The organism is Oryzicola mucosus (assembly GCF_014534685.1).
Classification (GTDB): domain Bacteria; phylum Pseudomonadota; class Alphaproteobacteria; order Rhizobiales; family Rhizobiaceae; genus Oryzicola; species Oryzicola mucosus.
Window position 1 is genome coordinate 30,601 of the sequence record NZ_JACVVX010000001.1, and the last position, 17,446, is coordinate 48,046.

11 protein-coding genes are annotated in these 17,446 nt (G+C 61.5%); 6 read left to right on the forward strand and 5 right to left on the reverse strand.

The features are described 5' to 3' along the window. Nucleotides 1–282: 282 nt before the first annotated feature. On the forward strand, nucleotides 283–1,656 hold the full coding sequence (locus tag ICI42_RS00180) for a glutamate--cysteine ligase (RefSeq protein WP_188162533.1): 1,374 nt from the start codon (nucleotides 283–285) through the stop codon (nucleotides 1,654–1,656). Nucleotides 1,657–1,734: 78 nt separating this feature from the next. Next, nucleotides 1,735–2,610: a DUF937 domain-containing protein gene (locus ICI42_RS00185; protein ID WP_188162534.1), complete on the forward strand. Its 876-nt coding sequence runs from the start codon at nucleotides 1,735–1,737 to the stop codon at nucleotides 2,608–2,610. Between the two features lie 141 nt (nucleotides 2,611–2,751). Here ICI42_RS00185 and ICI42_RS00190 read toward each other — a convergent pair whose 3' ends face one another. Further along, nucleotides 2,752–3,042, reverse strand: a complete 291-nt coding sequence (locus tag ICI42_RS00190; RefSeq protein WP_188162535.1) for a DUF1127 domain-containing protein — start codon at nucleotides 3,040–3,042, stop codon at nucleotides 2,752–2,754. Between the two features lie 176 nt (nucleotides 3,043–3,218). On the opposite strand from ICI42_RS00190, the gene ICI42_RS00195 reads away from it, so the two are divergent. Both ICI42_RS00195 and xseA read left to right on the forward strand, forming a co-directional pair. Beyond that, on the forward strand, nucleotides 3,219–4,178 hold the full coding sequence (locus tag ICI42_RS00195; protein ID WP_210316912.1) for a LysR substrate-binding domain-containing protein: 960 nt from the start codon (nucleotides 3,219–3,221) through the stop codon (nucleotides 4,176–4,178). Nucleotides 4,179–4,242: 64 nt separating this feature from the next. Further along, entirely contained in the window at nucleotides 4,243–5,811 is a 1,569-nt protein-coding gene (xseA, locus tag ICI42_RS00200) for an exodeoxyribonuclease VII large subunit (protein ID WP_188163658.1), read from the forward strand. A gap of 223 nt (nucleotides 5,812–6,034) precedes the next feature. On the opposite strand, the gene ICI42_RS00205 is transcribed toward xseA, so the two are convergent. After that, the gene (locus tag ICI42_RS00205; protein ID WP_188162537.1) at nucleotides 6,035–7,939 is read right to left on the reverse strand and encodes an AsmA family protein; all 1,905 of its coding nucleotides are present in this window, start codon (nucleotides 7,937–7,939) and stop codon (nucleotides 6,035–6,037) included. 159 nt (nucleotides 7,940–8,098) lie between these two features. Between ICI42_RS00205 and ICI42_RS00210 the strand changes: the two genes are divergently transcribed. After that, entirely contained in the window at nucleotides 8,099–10,054 is a 1,956-nt protein-coding gene (locus tag ICI42_RS00210; protein WP_188162538.1) for an acetoacetate--CoA ligase, read from the forward strand. A 327-nt stretch (nucleotides 10,055–10,381) separates the two neighbouring features. Here the strand turns inward: ICI42_RS00210 and ICI42_RS00215 are convergent, their stop codons facing one another. The 3 genes from ICI42_RS00215 to ICI42_RS00225 all read right to left on the reverse strand — a co-directional run bounded on the left by ICI42_RS00215 (nucleotide 10,382) and on the right by ICI42_RS00225 (nucleotide 16,688). After that, the gene (locus tag ICI42_RS00215; RefSeq protein WP_188162539.1) at nucleotides 10,382–12,067 is read right to left on the reverse strand and encodes an ABC transporter permease; all 1,686 of its coding nucleotides are present in this window, start codon (nucleotides 12,065–12,067) and stop codon (nucleotides 10,382–10,384) included. A gap of 90 nt (nucleotides 12,068–12,157) precedes the next feature. Then, on the reverse strand, nucleotides 12,158–13,195 hold the full coding sequence (locus ICI42_RS00220) for a Fe(3+) ABC transporter substrate-binding protein (RefSeq protein WP_188162540.1): 1,038 nt from the start codon (nucleotides 13,193–13,195) through the stop codon (nucleotides 12,158–12,160). Nucleotides 13,196–13,448: 253 nt separating this feature from the next. After that, nucleotides 13,449–16,688, reverse strand: a complete 3,240-nt coding sequence (locus ICI42_RS00225; RefSeq protein ID WP_188162541.1) for a histidine kinase dimerization/phospho-acceptor domain-containing protein — start codon at nucleotides 16,686–16,688, stop codon at nucleotides 13,449–13,451. 234 nt (nucleotides 16,689–16,922) lie between these two features. On the opposite strand from ICI42_RS00225, the gene ICI42_RS00230 reads away from it, so the two are divergent. After that, nucleotides 16,923–17,381, forward strand: coding sequence for a phasin (locus tag ICI42_RS00230; RefSeq protein ID WP_188162542.1), 459 nt, complete (start codon nucleotides 16,923–16,925; stop codon nucleotides 17,379–17,381). The last annotated feature ends 65 nt before the right edge of the window (nucleotides 17,382–17,446 follow it).

Below are 17,446 nucleotides of genomic sequence, written 5' to 3' on the forward strand. Positions count from 1 at the left end.
CAATTAAGGCGAAACGTACTGGAAATAATATTTATTTTATAAACTCAAAAATAGGCATCGATTTTTCTTGCCGTTTATCGACAAGTATTTCGATTTTTATCGCACTCAACTACACTCTCGACGATGGAGTGACCATCCTCGCCGACCTTGGTCGTCTCGCGCGAACCTCGCCTGCACCTTCATCAATTCCTTTCGATGAAGCGTCAGGATTTTTCGCTTGATCGCCGTGCCCCTGATCGTCCATCAAGCGCCGGCGGCTCGTTGCCGCGAGAAGGGACTGTCATGGCGCGCGATACGACCGATTTCCATCCTGTCGAGGATGTCGCTGAGCTGGTGGCCTATTTGGCCGAAGGCAACAAGCCGCCGGAGCAATGGCGCATCGGCACCGAGCACGAGAAGTTTCCCTTCTACGTCGACGGCAACGCGCCCGTTCCCTATGGCGGCGACCACGGCATCCGCGCGCTGCTCGAAGGCATGCAGAAGACGCTCGGCTGGGATCCGATCATCGACGCCGGCCGCATCATCGGCCTGGTCGAGCCGACAGGCCAAGGCGCCATTTCGCTGGAACCAGGCGGCCAGTTCGAACTGTCGGGCGCGCCGGTGGAAACCATTCACCAGACCTGCCGTGAAGGCAATGCCCATTTGGCGCAGGTGCGCGAGATCGCAGAGCCGCTCGGCATCCGCTTCCTCGGTCTCGGCGGCAGCCCGAAATGGCAGCTTTCCGAAACCCCGCGCATGCCCAAGTCGCGCTATGAGATCATGACCAACTACATGCCCAAGGTCGGCACCCAGGGCCTGAACATGATGTACCGGACCTGCACGATCCAGGTTAACCTCGACTTCGAGAGCGAAGCCGATATGCGCCGCAAGATGCAGGTGTCGCTCAAGCTGCAGCCGCTTTCGACCGCGCTCTTCGCCAATTCACCCTTCACCGACGGCAAGCCGAACGGCTTGCAAAGCTGGCGCGGCGACATCTGGCGCGACACCGACAACCAGCGCTCAGGCCTGCTCGACTTCTGCTTCTCGCCTGATTTCGGTTTTGCCGACTATGTCGAATGGGCGCTCGACGTGCCGATGTATTTCATCATTCGCGACGGCCGCTATCACGACATGACGCATATGACCTTCCGCCAGTTCATGGGCGGTGCAGCGCGCCAGGAAATCACCGACGGCATGCCGACCATGGGGGACTGGGCAAACCATTTATCGACGCTGTTTCCCGATGTGCGGTTGAAGCGCTTCCTGGAAATGCGCGGCGCCGATGGCGGTCCCTGGCGGCGCATCTGCGCCCTGCCCGCTTTCTGGGTCGGACTGCTCTACGATTCGGCGGCTTTGGACGCCGCCGAGCATTTGACGGCGAACTGGAGCTTCGACGAGGTTTTGGCCATGCGCAACGCCGTGCCGGAACAGGGCATCGCCACAGTGTTCCGCAACAGGACGCTGCGCGATGTCGGCCGCGAGGTGCTCGACATCTCCCGCATGGGTCTGAAGAACCGCGGCCGCAAAAACCGCGATGGCTATGACGAAACCACCTTCCTCAGCACACTGGACGAGGTCGTCGCGCGCGGCAGCACCAGCGCCGAGGAAATGCTGAACGCCTACCACACCCGCTGGGGGAACTCGATCGAGCCGGTCTTTCTCGAATACGCCTACTAAGACCTCGCCGATTCCGGTGTTCCTCTTGGCGGCGATCGGTTAGGCTGCGGCCATAATCGGTTCTGGGAGGAACACACCATGCTTCCGCTTTACGATATGCTTGCCAATGCACAGAACGGCAACGGCATGGAGGCGCTGGCGCGCCAATTCAATCTCAGCCAGCAGCAGACGCAGGCCGCAGTCGAGGCGCTGCTGCCAGCCTTCAGCCAAGGGCTCAAGCGGAATGCCACTGACCCCTATGGCGTCAGTTCCTTCATGAACGCGCTCGCCACCGGTCAGCACGCCCAATATTTCGAGGATGTCAGCCGCGCCTACTCGCCGCAAGGGGTCAACGAAGGCAACGGCATTCTGGGCCATTTGTTCGGCTCAAAGGATTTGTCGCGGGCAATCGCCGGCCAGGCGGCTCAGGCCACGGGCATCGGCCAGACCATCCTGCAGCAGATGCTGCCGGTCATCGCCTCGATGATCATGGGCGGCATGTTCAAACAGTCGACCAACCAGCTACAGCCGGATTCCGGAATGGCAAACAACCCCTTTGGCCAAATTTTCGAACAGATGATGCGCCAAGGGGGCATCGGCGGCGCCCAACCCCAGCAGCGTCAGGCACCGCAAACGGCAAGCCCGTTCGACAACCCTTTCGGCAAGGTGCTGCAGGACATGTTCGGTGGCGGACAACAGCAACAGCGTACTCCGGAGCCGGCCTCCAGTCCCTATGGCGACAATCCTTTCGGCAAGATTTTCGAAGACATGATGGGCGGCGGCCAGCGCCGCAGCGCACCCGAGCCTGAACCGGCGCCGCAGCCAAAGGCCAATCCCAGCGGACGCGCCAAAAACCCTTATGACGACCTGTTTGGCCAGATGTTCGACACCGGAAGCAAGCAGCGCGACGAGTATCAGAAGGGCGTCGAGTCGATCTTCGACCAGTTCCTGAAGGGAATGGACAGGAATCGCTGAGCGTTTTCCAAGAAAAAGCCCGGTCCTCGCGGACCGGGCAATTTGCAGGCTGACCGGCGGGGAGCCGGAGGGAGTGTGGGGGGAGCCTGCAAAACTCTTCGGCGGCGTGGCAGCATTCAAACCGCCCGTGCCGCAGTCGGATCAGGCGACGCGGCGCGCCATCTGCTCGACATGGCTGGCGTTGGAATAGCGGATGGCATCGAGCCGCGATGTCGGATCGGCGCTGAACGGCAGATCACTGGCAAAATGCAGATCGCCACGGCTCAAGCCGATATCGGCAAGCTCGATGTCGCTCATCTCGCCGAGCTTCAAAAAGGCGCGGCGATTTTTCCAGAGTCGATATGTCTGGGCGATGGCATTGACCCCACGCACCAAAAAGGCCGGACGCGTGGCGGAGTGCATCGTGGCGGTAGCGTGTTCGAGCGTGGTCATGGTCATCTCCTTGTCCGGGCAAAGCGGTGCCCATCTGGAAAGCCGCCGCTCCAGCAGCTTTTCCAGTCCGGTTTCACATACAGTTCATGTGGACATCAGCTTATTGCCATCGGCGCATTGATTAATCCAACGAATGTTTTTAATCTTTATCATCAACATTCGTTATGGGTATCGATATGGCAGCGTCTCCTCTCGATCTTGACCAGTTGCAGACCTTCATCACCATCGCCGATACGGGCAGCTTCACCCGCGCCGCCGACGAGGTGCACCGAACGCAGTCGGCCGTTTCCATGCAGATGCGACGGCTCGAGGAGCGGATCGGCAAGCCTTTGTTCGAAAAGGACGGCCGCACCAACAAGCTCAGCGAGGAAGGCGAGCGGCTTCTGACCCATGCGCGCAAGCTGTTGCAGCTCAATCGCGAGACGCTGGCGCTGTTCGACGACAAGGCACTCGAAGGCACAGTGCGCATCGGCATGCCTGACGATTACGCAGACCGCTTCCTGCCCGAAATCATGGCGCGGTTTTCGCGCTCCAATCCTCGCGTCGAGCTATCGGTGATCTGCGAACCCACCATCAACCTGCTCGAACTCACCCGGCGCGGCAATCTCGACATCGCGGTGGTGACGGAATGCGACGAAGTTCGTCCTGTGGAGATCGTGCGTCAGGAGCCGCTGCTTTGGGTCTCGTCGGCAAGCCATATGGTGCATGAGGAAGAGATTTTGCCGATGGCCTTCGGGCGCCCCAATTGTCGCTGGCGGCTGACGGCTGTCGAAGCCTTGGAACGCTCGGCCCGCCGCCACCGTGTGCTGTTCACCAGTTGGTCGGCCACGGTGATCACGGCAGCCGTCCTGTCCGGACTTGCGGTTTCGGTGCTGCCGGAATGTGCGCTGCGCCCTGGCATGCGCGTACTGGGCGAGGCCGACGGTTTCGGCAGCCTTCCGGACTGCGGCATCGGTATCCTGCGCGGTCATACCAGCCGCCCGGAGATCGTCGAGGCGCTGGCGCGGCATATTTCGGAAAGCCTCGACAACATCTCGGTTCCGGTCATCGAAGATGGCGGCAGCTTCGATTTCGCCGCCGTGACCTCGGTCAAGGGCCGCCGGCTGAAGCCGGGCCATGTCCTGGCGGGCTGGTGAGCTTTCCCCAGCCGTTGCAGCCTCACGCCTTGACGACGCCACACCGGACGCGCCCAATCCGCGGATGAGCGATCTAGAACTCGAATCACGCCCAAATGTCGGCGAATACACGGTCAGCGAGATTTCCGGCGCCCTGAAGCGGGCCGTCGAGGACCAGTTCGGCCATGTGCGCGTGCGCGGCGAAATCTCCGGCTATCGCGGTCCACACTCTTCGGGCCACGCCTATTTCGCGCTGAAGGACGACCGCTCGCGACTCGAAGCCGTAGTCTGGAAAGGCACGATGGGCCGGCTGAAATTCCGCCCCGAAGAAGGCATGGAGGTCATCGCCACAGGCAAGCTGACCACCTATCCCGGCTCGTCGAAATACCAGATCGTCATCGACAATCTCGAGCCGGCCGGTGCCGGCGCGCTGATGGCGCTTTTGGAAGAGCGAAAGCGCAAGCTCGCTGCCGAAGGCCTGTTCGACGACGACCGCAAGCAGCTTCCGCCCTTCATGCCGAAGGTCATCGGCGTGGTGACCTCGCCTACGGGCGCCGTCATCCGCGACATCGTCCACCGCATCAAGGACCGCTTTCCGCTGCATGTCATCGTCTGGCCGGTTCGGGTGCAGGGCGAGACGTCGGGCGCAGAGGTCGCCGCCGCGGTCGCAGGCTTCAACGCCTTGCCGTTCGACGGTCCGGTGCCGCGTCCCGATCTTTTGATCGTCGCGCGCGGCGGCGGCAGCCTCGAAGACCTTTGGGGTTTCAACGACGAAGCGCTCATCCGCGCGGTTGCCGCATCCGACATTCCGGTGATCTCCGCCGTCGGCCACGAGACCGATTGGACACTGATCGACCTCGCCGCCGACCGCCGTGCTCCGACCCCAACGGGTGCCGCCGAGCTTGCCGTCCCCGTCAAAGCCGACCTTGAGGCAACGCTGGCCAATCTCGGCGCGCGCCTGCGCAACTGCACCTCGCGCCTGCTCGACCGACGCCGGCAGGCGGTGCGCGCCGCCGCGCGCGCGCTGCCCTCGCCCGACCAGCTGCTGGCGCTGCCACGCCGCCAGTTCGACGAAGCCACCAGCCGGCTCGCCCGCGCGCTGATCGTCAGCACGGAGCGCAAGCGCGCACGGCTTGGCGCGGTCCGGCTTTCGCCCGCCACACTGTCGCGCCGCGTCGGTGACACGCGACGCCATCTCGACCGCGACATGGCGCGGGCGCAGTCTGCCTTGCGAGCATTGGTGCGCGAACGACGCGTGCATTTCGACCGTGTGCAAAGCCGCCTTGTGCCGGAGCCGCTAGCTCGGCGCCACGCGGCCCAGCGTACGCAGCTCGGTTCGTTGGAGCGGCGCGGCCTGATGGCCATATCCCAACGGCTCGAGCGGCTGCGTGCAAGGCTGACGCAATCGGACCGGCTGCTTGCCACCCTCTCTCACAAGGCCGTTCTGGCTCGCGGCTTCGCGCTCGTCAAGGATGCGAATGGCGCAGTGATCAAGAGCGCTGGCGATGTGGCTGCGGGTGCAGCGTTGTCGCTGGAGTTTGCCGATGGCGAAGCTCAGGCCATTGCAACGACCGGCGGTGCAAAGCCGAGAGTCACGGTTTCCAAGCCGTCGGCAAAACCCCGCGAGCCGGGCAACCAGGGCAGCTTGTTCTAGAGCGCTTCCTGTTTAGATTGAAGCAGTTCCGTTTCGCCGATGGCGAGCGATCCGCCAGGAAGGCGGCGCAGTCCCGTTGTAGTTCATCGGGCAAGCCGGCTGACCCAGCGGGCGCCTGCCCGCGGGAAACCTCCCCGTTGATTTGCGTAGCAAATCAACAAGTGTCTAAAGCGCCGGTGGTCCTTTGGCAGAACGATTCAATCTAAGCAGGAAACGCTCTAGACTACTCCGCGCCGCTTTCGCTGCGGCTGGTCAAAGGCGAGATGAAGGGGCTGTCCCAGGAGCCGCCGACGAAAAAGCTCGCGACGCGTGGCGGCGGCGCAGCTGGGGTAGTGGGTTGCGTCTGCACATTCGCCGTCGGTGCCTGGCCTTCTGCCTGTGCAGCCGGTGGGGCGGCAGGTGGCGGCGCGGGCGGTTGTATCGGCTCAATGCCGCCGGTCAGCGCCAGGCCGCGACCGATATAGGGCACGATGCCGCTGAGCCAGAGGCGGTTGCCCCCGGAGCGGGCTTCAGCCTTTTCGAGCCGTGCAACACCGTCATTGAGGGCTGCTCTCACCTCCATGCCGTCGATCGGCAGATTGTTCTGCGACACGTCGGCAAGCGCGAAGAATCCGCCTTCCTTGAGCCGGTTTTGGAATCCGCCCAGATCGAAGCCCGAGAGCGTGCCCTGGCCGAAATTGGCGGAGATCGAGCCGTCGGCATTCTGCATCAGCGACTGCCAGTCATGCGCCTCGCCTTTCATCGTCAGGGAAATGTTGCCGCGCGACACAGGCGCGACCTTGCTCATGCCCACGGCCTGGCCGAAGGCGCCGCCATCGATGTCATTTGCCATCAGCCGCAATTCGACCTGGGTTCCGCCATCTCCGCGGTCGAAGCGCAGCCCGGCCTGAACGCTGCCGCCAAAGGCGCTGGCGTCGGAAATGTCAAAGACCGCGAGTTCGTTCCTCACCTGCGCGGTCGCTGCCACATTGGCGAGGGTGAGCGACCCCGCGGTCGCAGTTGCAGAAGACAGCCTGAGGTCCACATCCACCCGTACCGGAAGCTGCTGAGCAGTGTCGGCGGGCGACAGCGTCAGCGGCGACAGCGCGTAGAGGAACGTCTGCAGGTTCAGCGTCTCGAAGGCCAACGTTCCAGAGAGAGCCGGCGTGCTCGGCCCGAGCACGATTTCCAGCGCACCCAGCCCCGGATTGCCATCCAGGACGATCTGGGTATTTTCCATCTTCATGCGCTGAAGGTTGCCCGACGCTTTCGCATTGACCGACAACGCGCCGATGGCGCGATGTGGCATGACCTGCGATCCCGACCATTCGAGCAGCCGGCGCAGCGCGGGCGTGGCAAAGCGTAACTGGCCGTCGAAATAAGGATCGCCAAGCACGCTTGCACGACCTTCGAACGACGCCTCTGCCGGCTGGGCCTTGAACGACCACGACAGCGGGCCGGCGCCGCCTGCAAGCAGCAACAACGGCTGAGCAGACGCAATGCCGATGCTCGATGCTTCGCCGCGCCATGTGCCCGAGGCATTGAAATTCGCTGGTTTGTCGAGCGTCGGCCAATCGATGCGAGCGTTGAGGCCCTTGACGACTTCTTCATCGCCCGCGACGACACGTCCATCAATGAACTCGACGGTGCCGAACGGCGTGTTCGGCAAGGAAGACAGGTCCGGCTGCTGTGGATTGGCCTCGACCAGGCGTCGCGTGACGTCGATGGCGCGCGCGATGGACCCGCCGCCGGGCAAGGGCGGCGGCCTGACCGCATTCCCCTCGCCTTCGAAATACACCACCGGCCGGATCAGCCGAGCGCCCGAAAACACGATATTGCCGCGAAGGGCGGCAAAGGCGGACAGATCGATCTCGACACGCTCGGCTTCGAGAACCGGCGTATCGGGAGAATCGTCCCAGCGGGAGAGAGAAACGTCGGTGATAATGGCGCGCAACGGCCATATCTCGATCACAGGCGGCGCATCGATGATGACGCGATAGCCGCTGGAAAGGCTCATGTTGAAGGCAATACGATCCCGCACGATCTGGGATGCAGCGACATAGGGCAAAACAGCGACGCCCACTGCGCCGATAGCAAGCAATGCAGCGACGGCCCAGATCAAACGCCTGACCAGTGGTGATGCCTTCATAGCCCCGTATGCAGCCCTTTCAGACGGGTTTAGCGGACAGGCCCGGCATTTCAAGTCTTTATGGCCTCGTCAAGGCGATTGCACACAGCGCAACGCTGCTTCTTGATTTGCCGCAGTGCAATATGCATAAGCGCAGGGGTGTGTGGAGGAGAACGCATAATGGTCGAAAACTTGCTCTGGAGTCCGTCTGTATCGCAGATCAGGGAGGCCGCCGTAACGGAGTTTTCCCGGCAGGCAGCAGCGCGTACGGGCCTCTCTCTTGCCGATTTCGACGCGCTGCATGCATGGTCGATTGAAGACCGCGAAGGGTTCTGGAATCTCGTCTGGGATTTCTGCGAAATCCACGGCGAAAAGGGCGACCGCGTGCTGGCCCATGGCGACCGGATGCCCGGCGCGGTTTTCTTCCCTGACGCCAAGCTCAACTTCGCAGAAAACCTCCTGCGCAAGAGTGGCGACGAAGAAGCGATCGTCTTCCAGAGCGAGGATAAGATCACGCGTCGCTGGACCTGGGACGATTTGCGCGCGCAGGTGTCGCGCATTCAACAGTTGTTCGTGTCGCTTGGCGTCAAGCAGGGGGACCGGGTTGCTGCCATGATGCCCAACATGCCCGAAACCGTGGCGGCTATGCTGGCAACGGCGTCGCTCGGCGCCATCTGGTCGTCCTGCTCGCCGGATTTCGGAGAGCAAGGCGTGCTCGACCGTTTCGGCCAGATCGAACCGGTCGTGTTCCTGGCGCCGGACGGCTATTGGTATGCCGGCAAACGCATCGATGTTTCTGCCAAGATCGCAGCCGTTGCGGCCAAGATGCCGACCCTGCGCAAGGTGCTGGTGGTCGATTATCTCGGCAATGCCGTGCAGGCCGCGGCCGACATGGCCAATACTGAGACGCTCGACCAGGCGCTCGCGCCCTTCGCCGCCGCTGACATTTCCTACATGCAGCTGCCGTTTTCCCACCCGCTCTACATCCTGTTTTCATCGGGCACGACCGGCATTCCGAAATGCATCGTGCATTCCGCGGGTGGGACGCTGCTGCAGCATGTCAAAGAGCACAGGCTGCATGCCGGGCTGAAGGATGGCGACCGGCTCTTCTACTTCACCACCTGCGGCTGGATGATGTGGAACTGGCTGGTGTCGGGTCTCGCTTCTGGCGCGACGCTTCTTCTGTATGACGGCTCGCCCTTCCATCCCGATGGCAATGTGATCTTCGATCTCGCCGAGCGCGAGAAGATGACCTATTTCGGCACATCGGCGAAGTTCATCGATTCCGTGCGCAAGGCCGGACTGAGGCCGATCGAGACGCATGATTTGTCGAACGTGCGCACCGTGTCCTCCACCGGTTCGCCGCTGTCGCCGGAAGGCTTCGAGTTCGTCTATGACGGCATCAAGAAAGACGTCCACCTCGCCTCGATTTCGGGCGGCACTGACATCGTCTCGTGCTTTGTTTTAGGCGTTCCGACAAAACCGGTCTGGAGCGGCGAGATCCAGGGTCCGGGTCTGGGGCTTGCGGTGGATGTCTGGGACGACAACGGCAAGCCGGTACGCCGGGAAAAGGGCGAACTGGTCTGCACAAAAGCGTTCCCGGCGATGCCCATCGGCTTCTGGAACGACCCGGACGGGGCAAAATACCACGCCGCCTATTTCGAGCGCTTCGACAATGTCTGGTGCCATGGCGACTTCGCCGAATGGACCGAGCATGGCGGCATGATCATCCACGGCCGTTCCGATACGACGCTCAATCCGGGCGGCGTGCGCATAGGCACGGCCGAAATCTACAACCAGGTTGAACAGATGCCCGAAATCCTCGAGGCCCTCTGCATCGGCCAGACCTGGGACGACGACGTGCGCGTCGTGCTGTTCGTGCGGCTGGCCGAAGGGATCGTGTTGAACGATGATCTCGAAAAGCGCATCCGCAACAAGATCAGGACCGGGGCGAGCCCGCGCCACGTTCCCGCGCGCATAGTCGCAGTGCAAGACATTCCACGGACGAAATCCGGCAAGATCACCGAGCTCGCCGTACGCGACGTGGTGCATGGCAGGGCCGTCAAGAACAAGGAAGCGCTGGCCAACCCAGAAGCGCTGGACCTATACGCCGGCATCCCTGCGCTGCAGAGCTAAACGCGAGCGGCGATTTTTTAACAATCCACAGTTTTACATCCCTCTCAAGGCGTCTCCGGGCGCCTTTTTCTTTTCACGGTTCGCGGGAACCAAGCTGCGTTTCCGCCTTTTTTGCACACGGACAGAATTGTGAATTGCCATTTCCATAACGGCGCGTTACCTTCCGTAACAAACGGAGAGCAAACAATGAGCGAAATTCAAAGAGCCGCCATCGTCACATCTCTGATGATCCTTTGCGCCAACGCAGTTCTCGTGGCCGCGATCATCAATTCTGTTCCGCATTAAACGGGCGGTTTTGCTACGTTTGCACCAGGTCGCCTCGCGTCCCTAAAGATGTGCGTCCGCATCACGCATCAACGCACCTGACAACAGCAGAACCGGAACCATCGCCGTCAAAATGATGGTCAACGCGGCGGCTGCTCCATCCTGGGGCACACCGCGCGAGGCATTCTCATAGACGTGGGTGGCAAGTGTGTTGAAGCCGAAAGGCCGCAACAGGATCGTCGCCGACAGCTCCTTCACCGTATCGACGAAGACCAGCACCGCAGCCGTCAGAATGGCCGGCCGCAACAGCGGCAGCAGCACCGACAGCGCGCTCCGCACGGGTGTGCGGCCCAGGCTGCGGGCGGCATCGTCGAGCCCGGCCGGCAGTTTTTCCATCCCCGAACGAATTGAGCCTTCCGCGAGGGCTACGAAACGAATCGTGCAGGCCAGCACGACGGCAGCGGCGGAACCGGTCAGAAGCAGGCCCGTCGAGAAGCCGAAATTGGCGCGGAAGAACGCGTCGATCGTGTTGTCGAATCGGGCGAGCGAGAAGAGAAGGCCGAGCCCCAATATGCCACCCGGCAGCGCATAACCGATCGACGCCAGCCGAACCACGGCGATCATCCCACGCCCCCGGCATAGCCGCACCACATTGAGCAGCAACAGCGCCACCGTCACGGTCAGCAGCGCGGTCAGCGTGGCGGTCGTAAGGCTGTTGAACAGCGCCTTGCCGAGCGCAGGCGCAAAGAACTGGTCCATACGCCGCGACGCATACTGCCCGAAGATTAGCAGCGGCACTCCGAAGCCGCAGAGGACGGGCAAGAGCAATGTCAAGGACATCGCCCAACGCTTGAAGCCCACAATCCGAACACGCGGCGGATGCACTTTCATCTGCGTCGAACGGCCGGCGTGATAGCGCTGGCGGCGGCGCACCCATTGCTCGGCGACAAGCAGCACAAATACCAGCAGCAGCATGATCAGAGCAATCTGCGCTCCGCCCTCCAGGCTGTTGCGATTCAGCCAGGTCGTGTAGACGGCCACGGTTAGGGTGCGGACGCCGAAATATTCGGCCGCGCCGACGTCGTTGATGGTCTCCATCAGCACGAGGGCAAGGCCTGCAACGATGGCGGGACGTGCGACAGGCAGCAGCACCCGCCAGAAAACGCGGCGCGGCGATGCCCCCAAGGTGCGGGCAACATCGGCAATGTTGCGTCCCTGCATGAGAAACACCACGCGGGTGGTCATATAAACATAAGGGTAGAGCACGGCAGCCAGCACGAACGCCGTGCCCTGCGTGGTGCGGATATCGGGAAACCAGTAGTCGCGTATTGTCTGGAACCCGAACAGGGCGCGCACCATGCCTTGCAAAGGCCCGTGGAAATGCAGGAACTCGCCATAGGCATAGGCGGCGAGATAGGGCGGCACGGCAAACGGTAGCACCAGCATCCAGGACAGTGTCTTGCGAAACGGGAAATCGTAGGCGACCACGGCCCAGGCCGACGCCACACCGACGACAGCAGTCATCACAGCCACGAGCGACATCAGCAGGAGTGTTGAGCGGATCGAACCTGGAAGCACGTTTTGGACGAGATGCGGCCAGTCTTCGCCTGAGCCCGAGAGCGCGACGAATGCGAGGGCGATGATCGGCAACAGCACGATTGCGCTGACCAGCAGAGCTGCGCTGCGCAGCAAGGGGTGGCGCGGCGGGCGCACGGGATCGACAGCCTTGCGGCTCCCGATACTGTTCACGCTTGCGACCTGCCCCAAACCAGACCCTCCAAACGACAAAACCGGGCCGATTGGATCGGCCCGGGTTCGAAGACTTTTATCGGCGACCGATCAGGAAGCCGGGCCGTCATCCAGGCCGACGCGGTCGACCATCTCGGAGGCCTGCTTGCGATATTTGGCAATGTCAGCCAGGGGCAACGTGTCTGCCTTGAGTTCACCGAACGCTTTGACCGTCTCCGAAGGCTCCAGGCCGGGCTCGACCGGATATTCGTAGTTTGCCTCGGCATAGACCTGCTGTGCCTTATGGCTGGCCAGGAACTCGATCAGCTTGACGGCATTGTCGCGGTTCGGCGCATGCTTGGCGATCGCTGCACCCGAGATATTGACGTGGGTGAGGCCGTTCTCGAAGGTCGGGAAGAGCACGTTGATCGCGTTGCCCCACTCCTTCTCCTTCGGATCCTTCTCATTGTTGCGCATCAAACCGACATAGTAGGTGTTGCCGATGGCGATGTCGCACTCGCCCGCCGCAATGGCGCCAGCCTGCGGACGGTCGCCGCCGTCAGGCTTCTTGGCAAGATTGGCCTTGAGGCCTTTCATCCACTCTTCGGTCTTTTCCGCACCCCAGTGCGAAATTGCTGCGGAGAAGAGTGCCAGATTGTAGTCGTGCTGCCCCGAACGCATGCAAATCTTGCCCTTCCACTTGGGGTCGGCCAGATCGGCATAAGTGATCGTGGTATCTTGCACGCGGTCTTTCGAGGCATAGACGACGCGAGCGCGCTTGGTGACGCCGAACCAATTGCCTTCCGGATCGCGATACTCGGCCGGCAGCTCGGCGTTCAGCTTTTCATCGACCAGAGGCTGGGTGACGCCCTTTTCCTTAGCCGAGGTCAAACGCGAAATGTCGACCGTCATGATGACGTCGGCGGGCGAGTTTTCGCCCTCGGCCAAGATGCGCTCCTCGAGGCCCTTGTCGAGAAACAGGACTTCGGTCTGGATGCCCGTCTCCGCGGTGAACGCGTCGAGCACAGGCTTGATCAGGTCGGGCTGGCGATAGGTGTAGATGTTGACGGTGCCATCGGCCAGAGCCGAGGTGGCAAACAATGCGGCAAGCGCAAAAGCGCCAAGGCCCGAAGTCTTTTTGGAAATCATAGTGACGTCTCCCTGCCCAAATGGCTTCGCCGGCAGCCTAAGACCGCCAGGCCCTCAAAACAGCGCCTATATGCTCAAGCGGAGTGAACTAATCAACTATAAAGATCAACAAAATCAACTATTTAGAATAGTTCTAAAGTGGAGCGTTGCGCACTGTTTTCAACGCTTTGCCAAACAATCTCATACAAATGCGGGCTCCGATCACGAAAATGTGACCGTTACGACGTTTTGCCAGACTATGCCTATCCTCAGTTTATTCCGCCAGAACCCTGGTGGACGGGAAAATGACCTCGACCAGCGTTCCCTCGCCCGGCGTCGAAGTGATGGTGAAACGGGCGCGATTGGCCTCCACCATGGCTTTGGTCAACGGCAGACCGAGGCCTGTCCCGTCGCCGCGCGGGCGCTTGAGCGAATTGATCTGCTTGAACGGCTTCATCGCCTGCTCGATCTCCGCCTGTGTCATGCCAACACCGGTATCACGTACCCTCAAGGCAATATCGCCGCTCTGTTCGTATGAGGTTGACACGATGACCTGCCCGCCTGCCTGGGTATAGCGAATAGCATTCGACAACACGTTGAGCGCGATCTGGCGCAGGCTGCGCATATCGGCAACCACCTCCGGCAGACGTGACGCGAAGCTGGACCGGATGATGACGCGCTCGCGATTGGCCTGCGGCTGCATCAGCGCCACAGTCTCGGACAGCACGTCGTTGATGGAGACGGCTTCGTAATCCATCTCCTGCTGACCGGCTTCGATCTTCGAGATATCCAGCAGGTCGTTGACGAGATCGAGCACATGATTGCCCGATCGATTGATGTCGCGGAGATAGTCGCGATAACGGTCATTGGCCACGGGGCCGAATTTCTCGTCCATCATCAATTCGGAAAAGCCTATGATGGCGTTGAGCGGCGTACGTATCTCGTGACTGATCCGCGCGAGGAAATCTGTTTTCTGCGAAGAGGCGCGTTCGGCAATCGACCGGGCCTGAGTCAATTCCTCCTCCGCGCGTTTCCAGGGGGTGATGTCGCGCACCACCGCGCAGTAGCCGCTGTCATGCGGCAACTTGCCGATGCTCATGAACATCGGGATGAAACCGCCCTCCGCCTCGCGGCCAATGACATTGCGCCCGTCATTGAGCACGCTTGCCACGCCATTATCCGCCAGCCCATTGAGATAATCCTGGACGGCGCGCTGACTTTCGATAGCGAACAGCGCGGTAAACGGCTTGCCGGCAACCTCATCGCTGTCCTGACCGAACAGCGCTTCCGCCGGACGACTGATGGAGCGGATATTGCCCTCCAGGTCGATCAGCACCACGCCATCGGTGGCGGTATCGATGATCGCACGCATCTCGGCCACGCGCGTTTGCAAGGCCGAAACCATCGAAGCCGTACCTGTAACGTCCTTGTCAACTTCGCTGTCGGCAGGCTTGACCACCAGCATCAGCGCCTTGCGGCCGCGCCAAGGCACGGAACGCAGCAGCGCTTCGACAGCGAATTCCGCGCCGCCTTTCGCCCGCATTTTCAGATTTCGGTCGGCATCGCCGACATCGGAAAGATGGTCGACGAACAGGCTGCCAAGCCCGCCGGCCATTTCGATATCATCGAGCGACGCGTGGCCGATAAGGGCCAGGAATTCCGGGTTGGCATAATGCAGCCGGTCGCCCGAGTGGATCAACACAGGAAGCGGCATCCGTTCCAGAAGAGCGGTGTCAGTCAGTGCGTGGTCTTCCGAGGCGGTTTCGAACGATTCCGCGACCGGTTCGGGCACCGCTTCTTCGCTCTGTGGCGATGCGGAAACGTCCTGTGCCACGGAGGTTTCTTCCAGCGCAGTCACCGTCGGCAGCGTTTCGGCCGGCAGCACATCGAGGGTTTCATCAGAAGACGCCATTTGCTGCGTCTCTTCCACAGGGGGCTGCGTGGCTTCGACAGGAGTCTTCCTCAGCGTTTCGGCGGCTTCCTTCGTGGTCGCCTCGACCTGCTGCGGCGTCATGTCGGCGGGCTCGGCAAACGCTGAGGTTTCCGGCTCTGGTGCGAGGACCGGCGGCTCGGATCCTGTCGTTTTCCGCAACCGGTCGCCGATCTCGCGAAACGCGGTGCGCTCGACGGGAGACAGTGTCCTGCCATTTTCCACAGAGGCGTCGACTGGCCGATGCGCGACGAGATGGATGACATTTTCGGCAGCGGCCGGTTCTTGTTCGTCGGCGATCGCCGGCACCTCAGGCTCAGCGGTCGGCGCAACGGGAACCTCGACTACCGCTTCGTCCGGACGTGCATTCGGCACGAGCGCCAGCCCAATGCGCTCGGGATCGACAACCGATTCCGACGGGCGCAGAACGCCGAAGCCTCGAAAGCCTTCGAAAACACGGTCGCGGCTATAAACAGGCAAAGCCGCCAGATCGACCGGCACCTTGCGGTCCGTCCCGGCCACCGGCCACAGCACCATCTTGCCCGACCACGTATCGCGCCGCTCCAGAAGGGCTGTAATCTCCTCGTCCGGATCGAGCGCGAAGGTCACCGAAACATCATGGAACCGCCTACCGATCACATCGGCAGCGCGTTCTCCTACAACCCCGGCAAATTCCGGCGATATGGCGGAAAACAGGCCATCGGCATCCGTCCGCCAGACGAACCGCACTGCGGGAGCATCGCCATGAAGGCCATCGGCGAGAGTTCCCGGCGTTTCCGTCGAGGGCATTGGCGCAAGGTCCGGCACTGGTGAAACCACTGCTGCGACAGGCGGTTGCGGCTGTTCGATGGCCGGCGACGTTTCGACAGAAGCCGTCTCGGGTTCCTCGGCCGAGGCAAAGCTTTCCTGCGTGGCATCGTCCCGCTCGTCGACCACTACAAGAAGATAACGAACGGGATCGTCCGTCAGGCGCGCCACACCGACAGGCAAGCGGCCGCCGGGCACCGGCAACACGCGCTTGAGCAGGCGCTGTCCTTGCTGTCCGAACTCAGCCACCAGTTGCGAGAGCCGAAAAGGTTCGAGCGAAAGGCTGGAGAATCCCTCCGAGGCCGCTTCGACTTGTCCCTGGGCATCGAGAAACGCCAGGAAATGGCCGGGCTCACTGAACCCACCGACAGCATGCTGGGCGATATCGGCCTCACCGCCCGCTCCCGTCTGCTCTGCCGGAACGGCCAGCAGGATTCCGGGCTCCCCATCCGGCAAGGTCACCGCGCTGGCAAGAAAGGCTATGGCACGACTTTGCATGCCGGTCGCCAACCGAACCAAGATCGACCGGTCGTGTCCAATATTGGGGAAGCCGCTGGTCGCAGCAATCTGCCGCCGTGCCGTCACGCCGAGACGCGAAGATGCGCCAATCATATCCTCGACCGCATCATACCCGAAGATCGACGCCCCCGGGCCATTGGCCCAGATTACATGATCCAGATCGGCAGAGAGAATCGCCAGGGCGTCGCCGACGGCAAAACGCTGCCTGACCTGGTCGAGGATCGCGACGTCCAGAAATGAGTAGGCTGCTGACGGCATTCTTTTCCCTGCTTGGCGCGGGTAGTCTACGATTAACGCTTCGTTAATAAAAGCAGTCGGCCGCCACGTCCATCAAGCACAGGGTTAGACCGGGGGTTTCTACGCGATGTGGTTAACGGTGAAATTTTTTGGTGCAGTGCAACATAAATATTGCAACGCACCATAAGCAGTGCTATATGTCTCTCATCGACATAAAAGGCCTTCGTGAAGGTCTATCAAGGCAAAGGATGGAAAATGTCCAAGACCAAGACCGCCGAATTCGTAGAAAACGTTGAATTCCCCACCTTCGACGTCTCCAAGGCTACCGACCAGCTCCGCACTTTCACCGAAAAGGGCGTCGAGCAGTCGAAAGAGGCTTATGCCAAGATCAAGACTGGCGCCGAGGAAGCCCAGAAGACGATCGAGACGACTTTCGAGACCGTAAAGACGGCTTCGAACGACATGTCCTACAAGGCCATTGCCGCCCTGCGCACCAACACCGAGCTGGGTTTCGCCCATCTTGAGTCGCTGCTCGGCGCCAAGTCGCTTTCGGAAGTCCTCGAGCTTCAGACCTCGTTCCTCCGCAAGCGCATCGAGCTTTCGGTCGAGCAGGCAAAGGATTTCCAGGCTGTCGCCACCAAGGCGGCCGAGGACGTCACCAAGCCGGCCAAGGTCGCTTTTGAGAAGGCCTTCACCGAACTCAAGGTTGCCTAAACCGGCACCTTCGGAATACCCGGCGGGCGGTTCCTCCTCCCTCTGCCCTCCGGGCTAAAAGGCCA

Excerpts from the sequence above, each read along its gene's own strand:
- ICI42_RS00180 (WP_188162533.1), top strand. The coding sequence starts at position 283 with ATGGCGCGCGATACGACCGATTTCCATCCTGTCGAGGATGTCGCTGAG.
- ICI42_RS00185 (WP_188162534.1), top strand. The coding sequence starts at position 1,735 with ATGCTTCCGCTTTACGATATGCTTGCCAATGCACAGAACGGCAACGGC.
- ICI42_RS00190 (WP_188162535.1), bottom strand. The coding sequence starts at position 3,042 with ATGACCACGCTCGAACACGCTACCGCCACGATGCACTCCGCCACGCGT.
- ICI42_RS00195 (WP_210316912.1), top strand. The coding sequence starts at position 3,219 with ATGGCAGCGTCTCCTCTCGATCTTGACCAGTTGCAGACCTTCATCACC.
- xseA (WP_188163658.1), top strand. The coding sequence starts at position 4,243 with ATGAGCGATCTAGAACTCGAATCACGCCCAAATGTCGGCGAATACACG.
- ICI42_RS00205 (WP_188162537.1), bottom strand. The coding sequence starts at position 7,939 with ATGAAGGCATCACCACTGGTCAGGCGTTTGATCTGGGCCGTCGCTGCA.
- ICI42_RS00210 (WP_188162538.1), top strand. The coding sequence starts at position 8,099 with ATGGTCGAAAACTTGCTCTGGAGTCCGTCTGTATCGCAGATCAGGGAG.
- ICI42_RS00220 (WP_188162540.1), bottom strand. The coding sequence starts at position 13,195 with ATGATTTCCAAAAAGACTTCGGGCCTTGGCGCTTTTGCGCTTGCCGCA.
- ICI42_RS00225 (WP_188162541.1), bottom strand. The coding sequence starts at position 16,688 with ATGCCGTCAGCAGCCTACTCATTTCTGGACGTCGCGATCCTCGACCAG.
- ICI42_RS00230 (WP_188162542.1), top strand. The coding sequence starts at position 16,923 with ATGTCCAAGACCAAGACCGCCGAATTCGTAGAAAACGTTGAATTCCCC.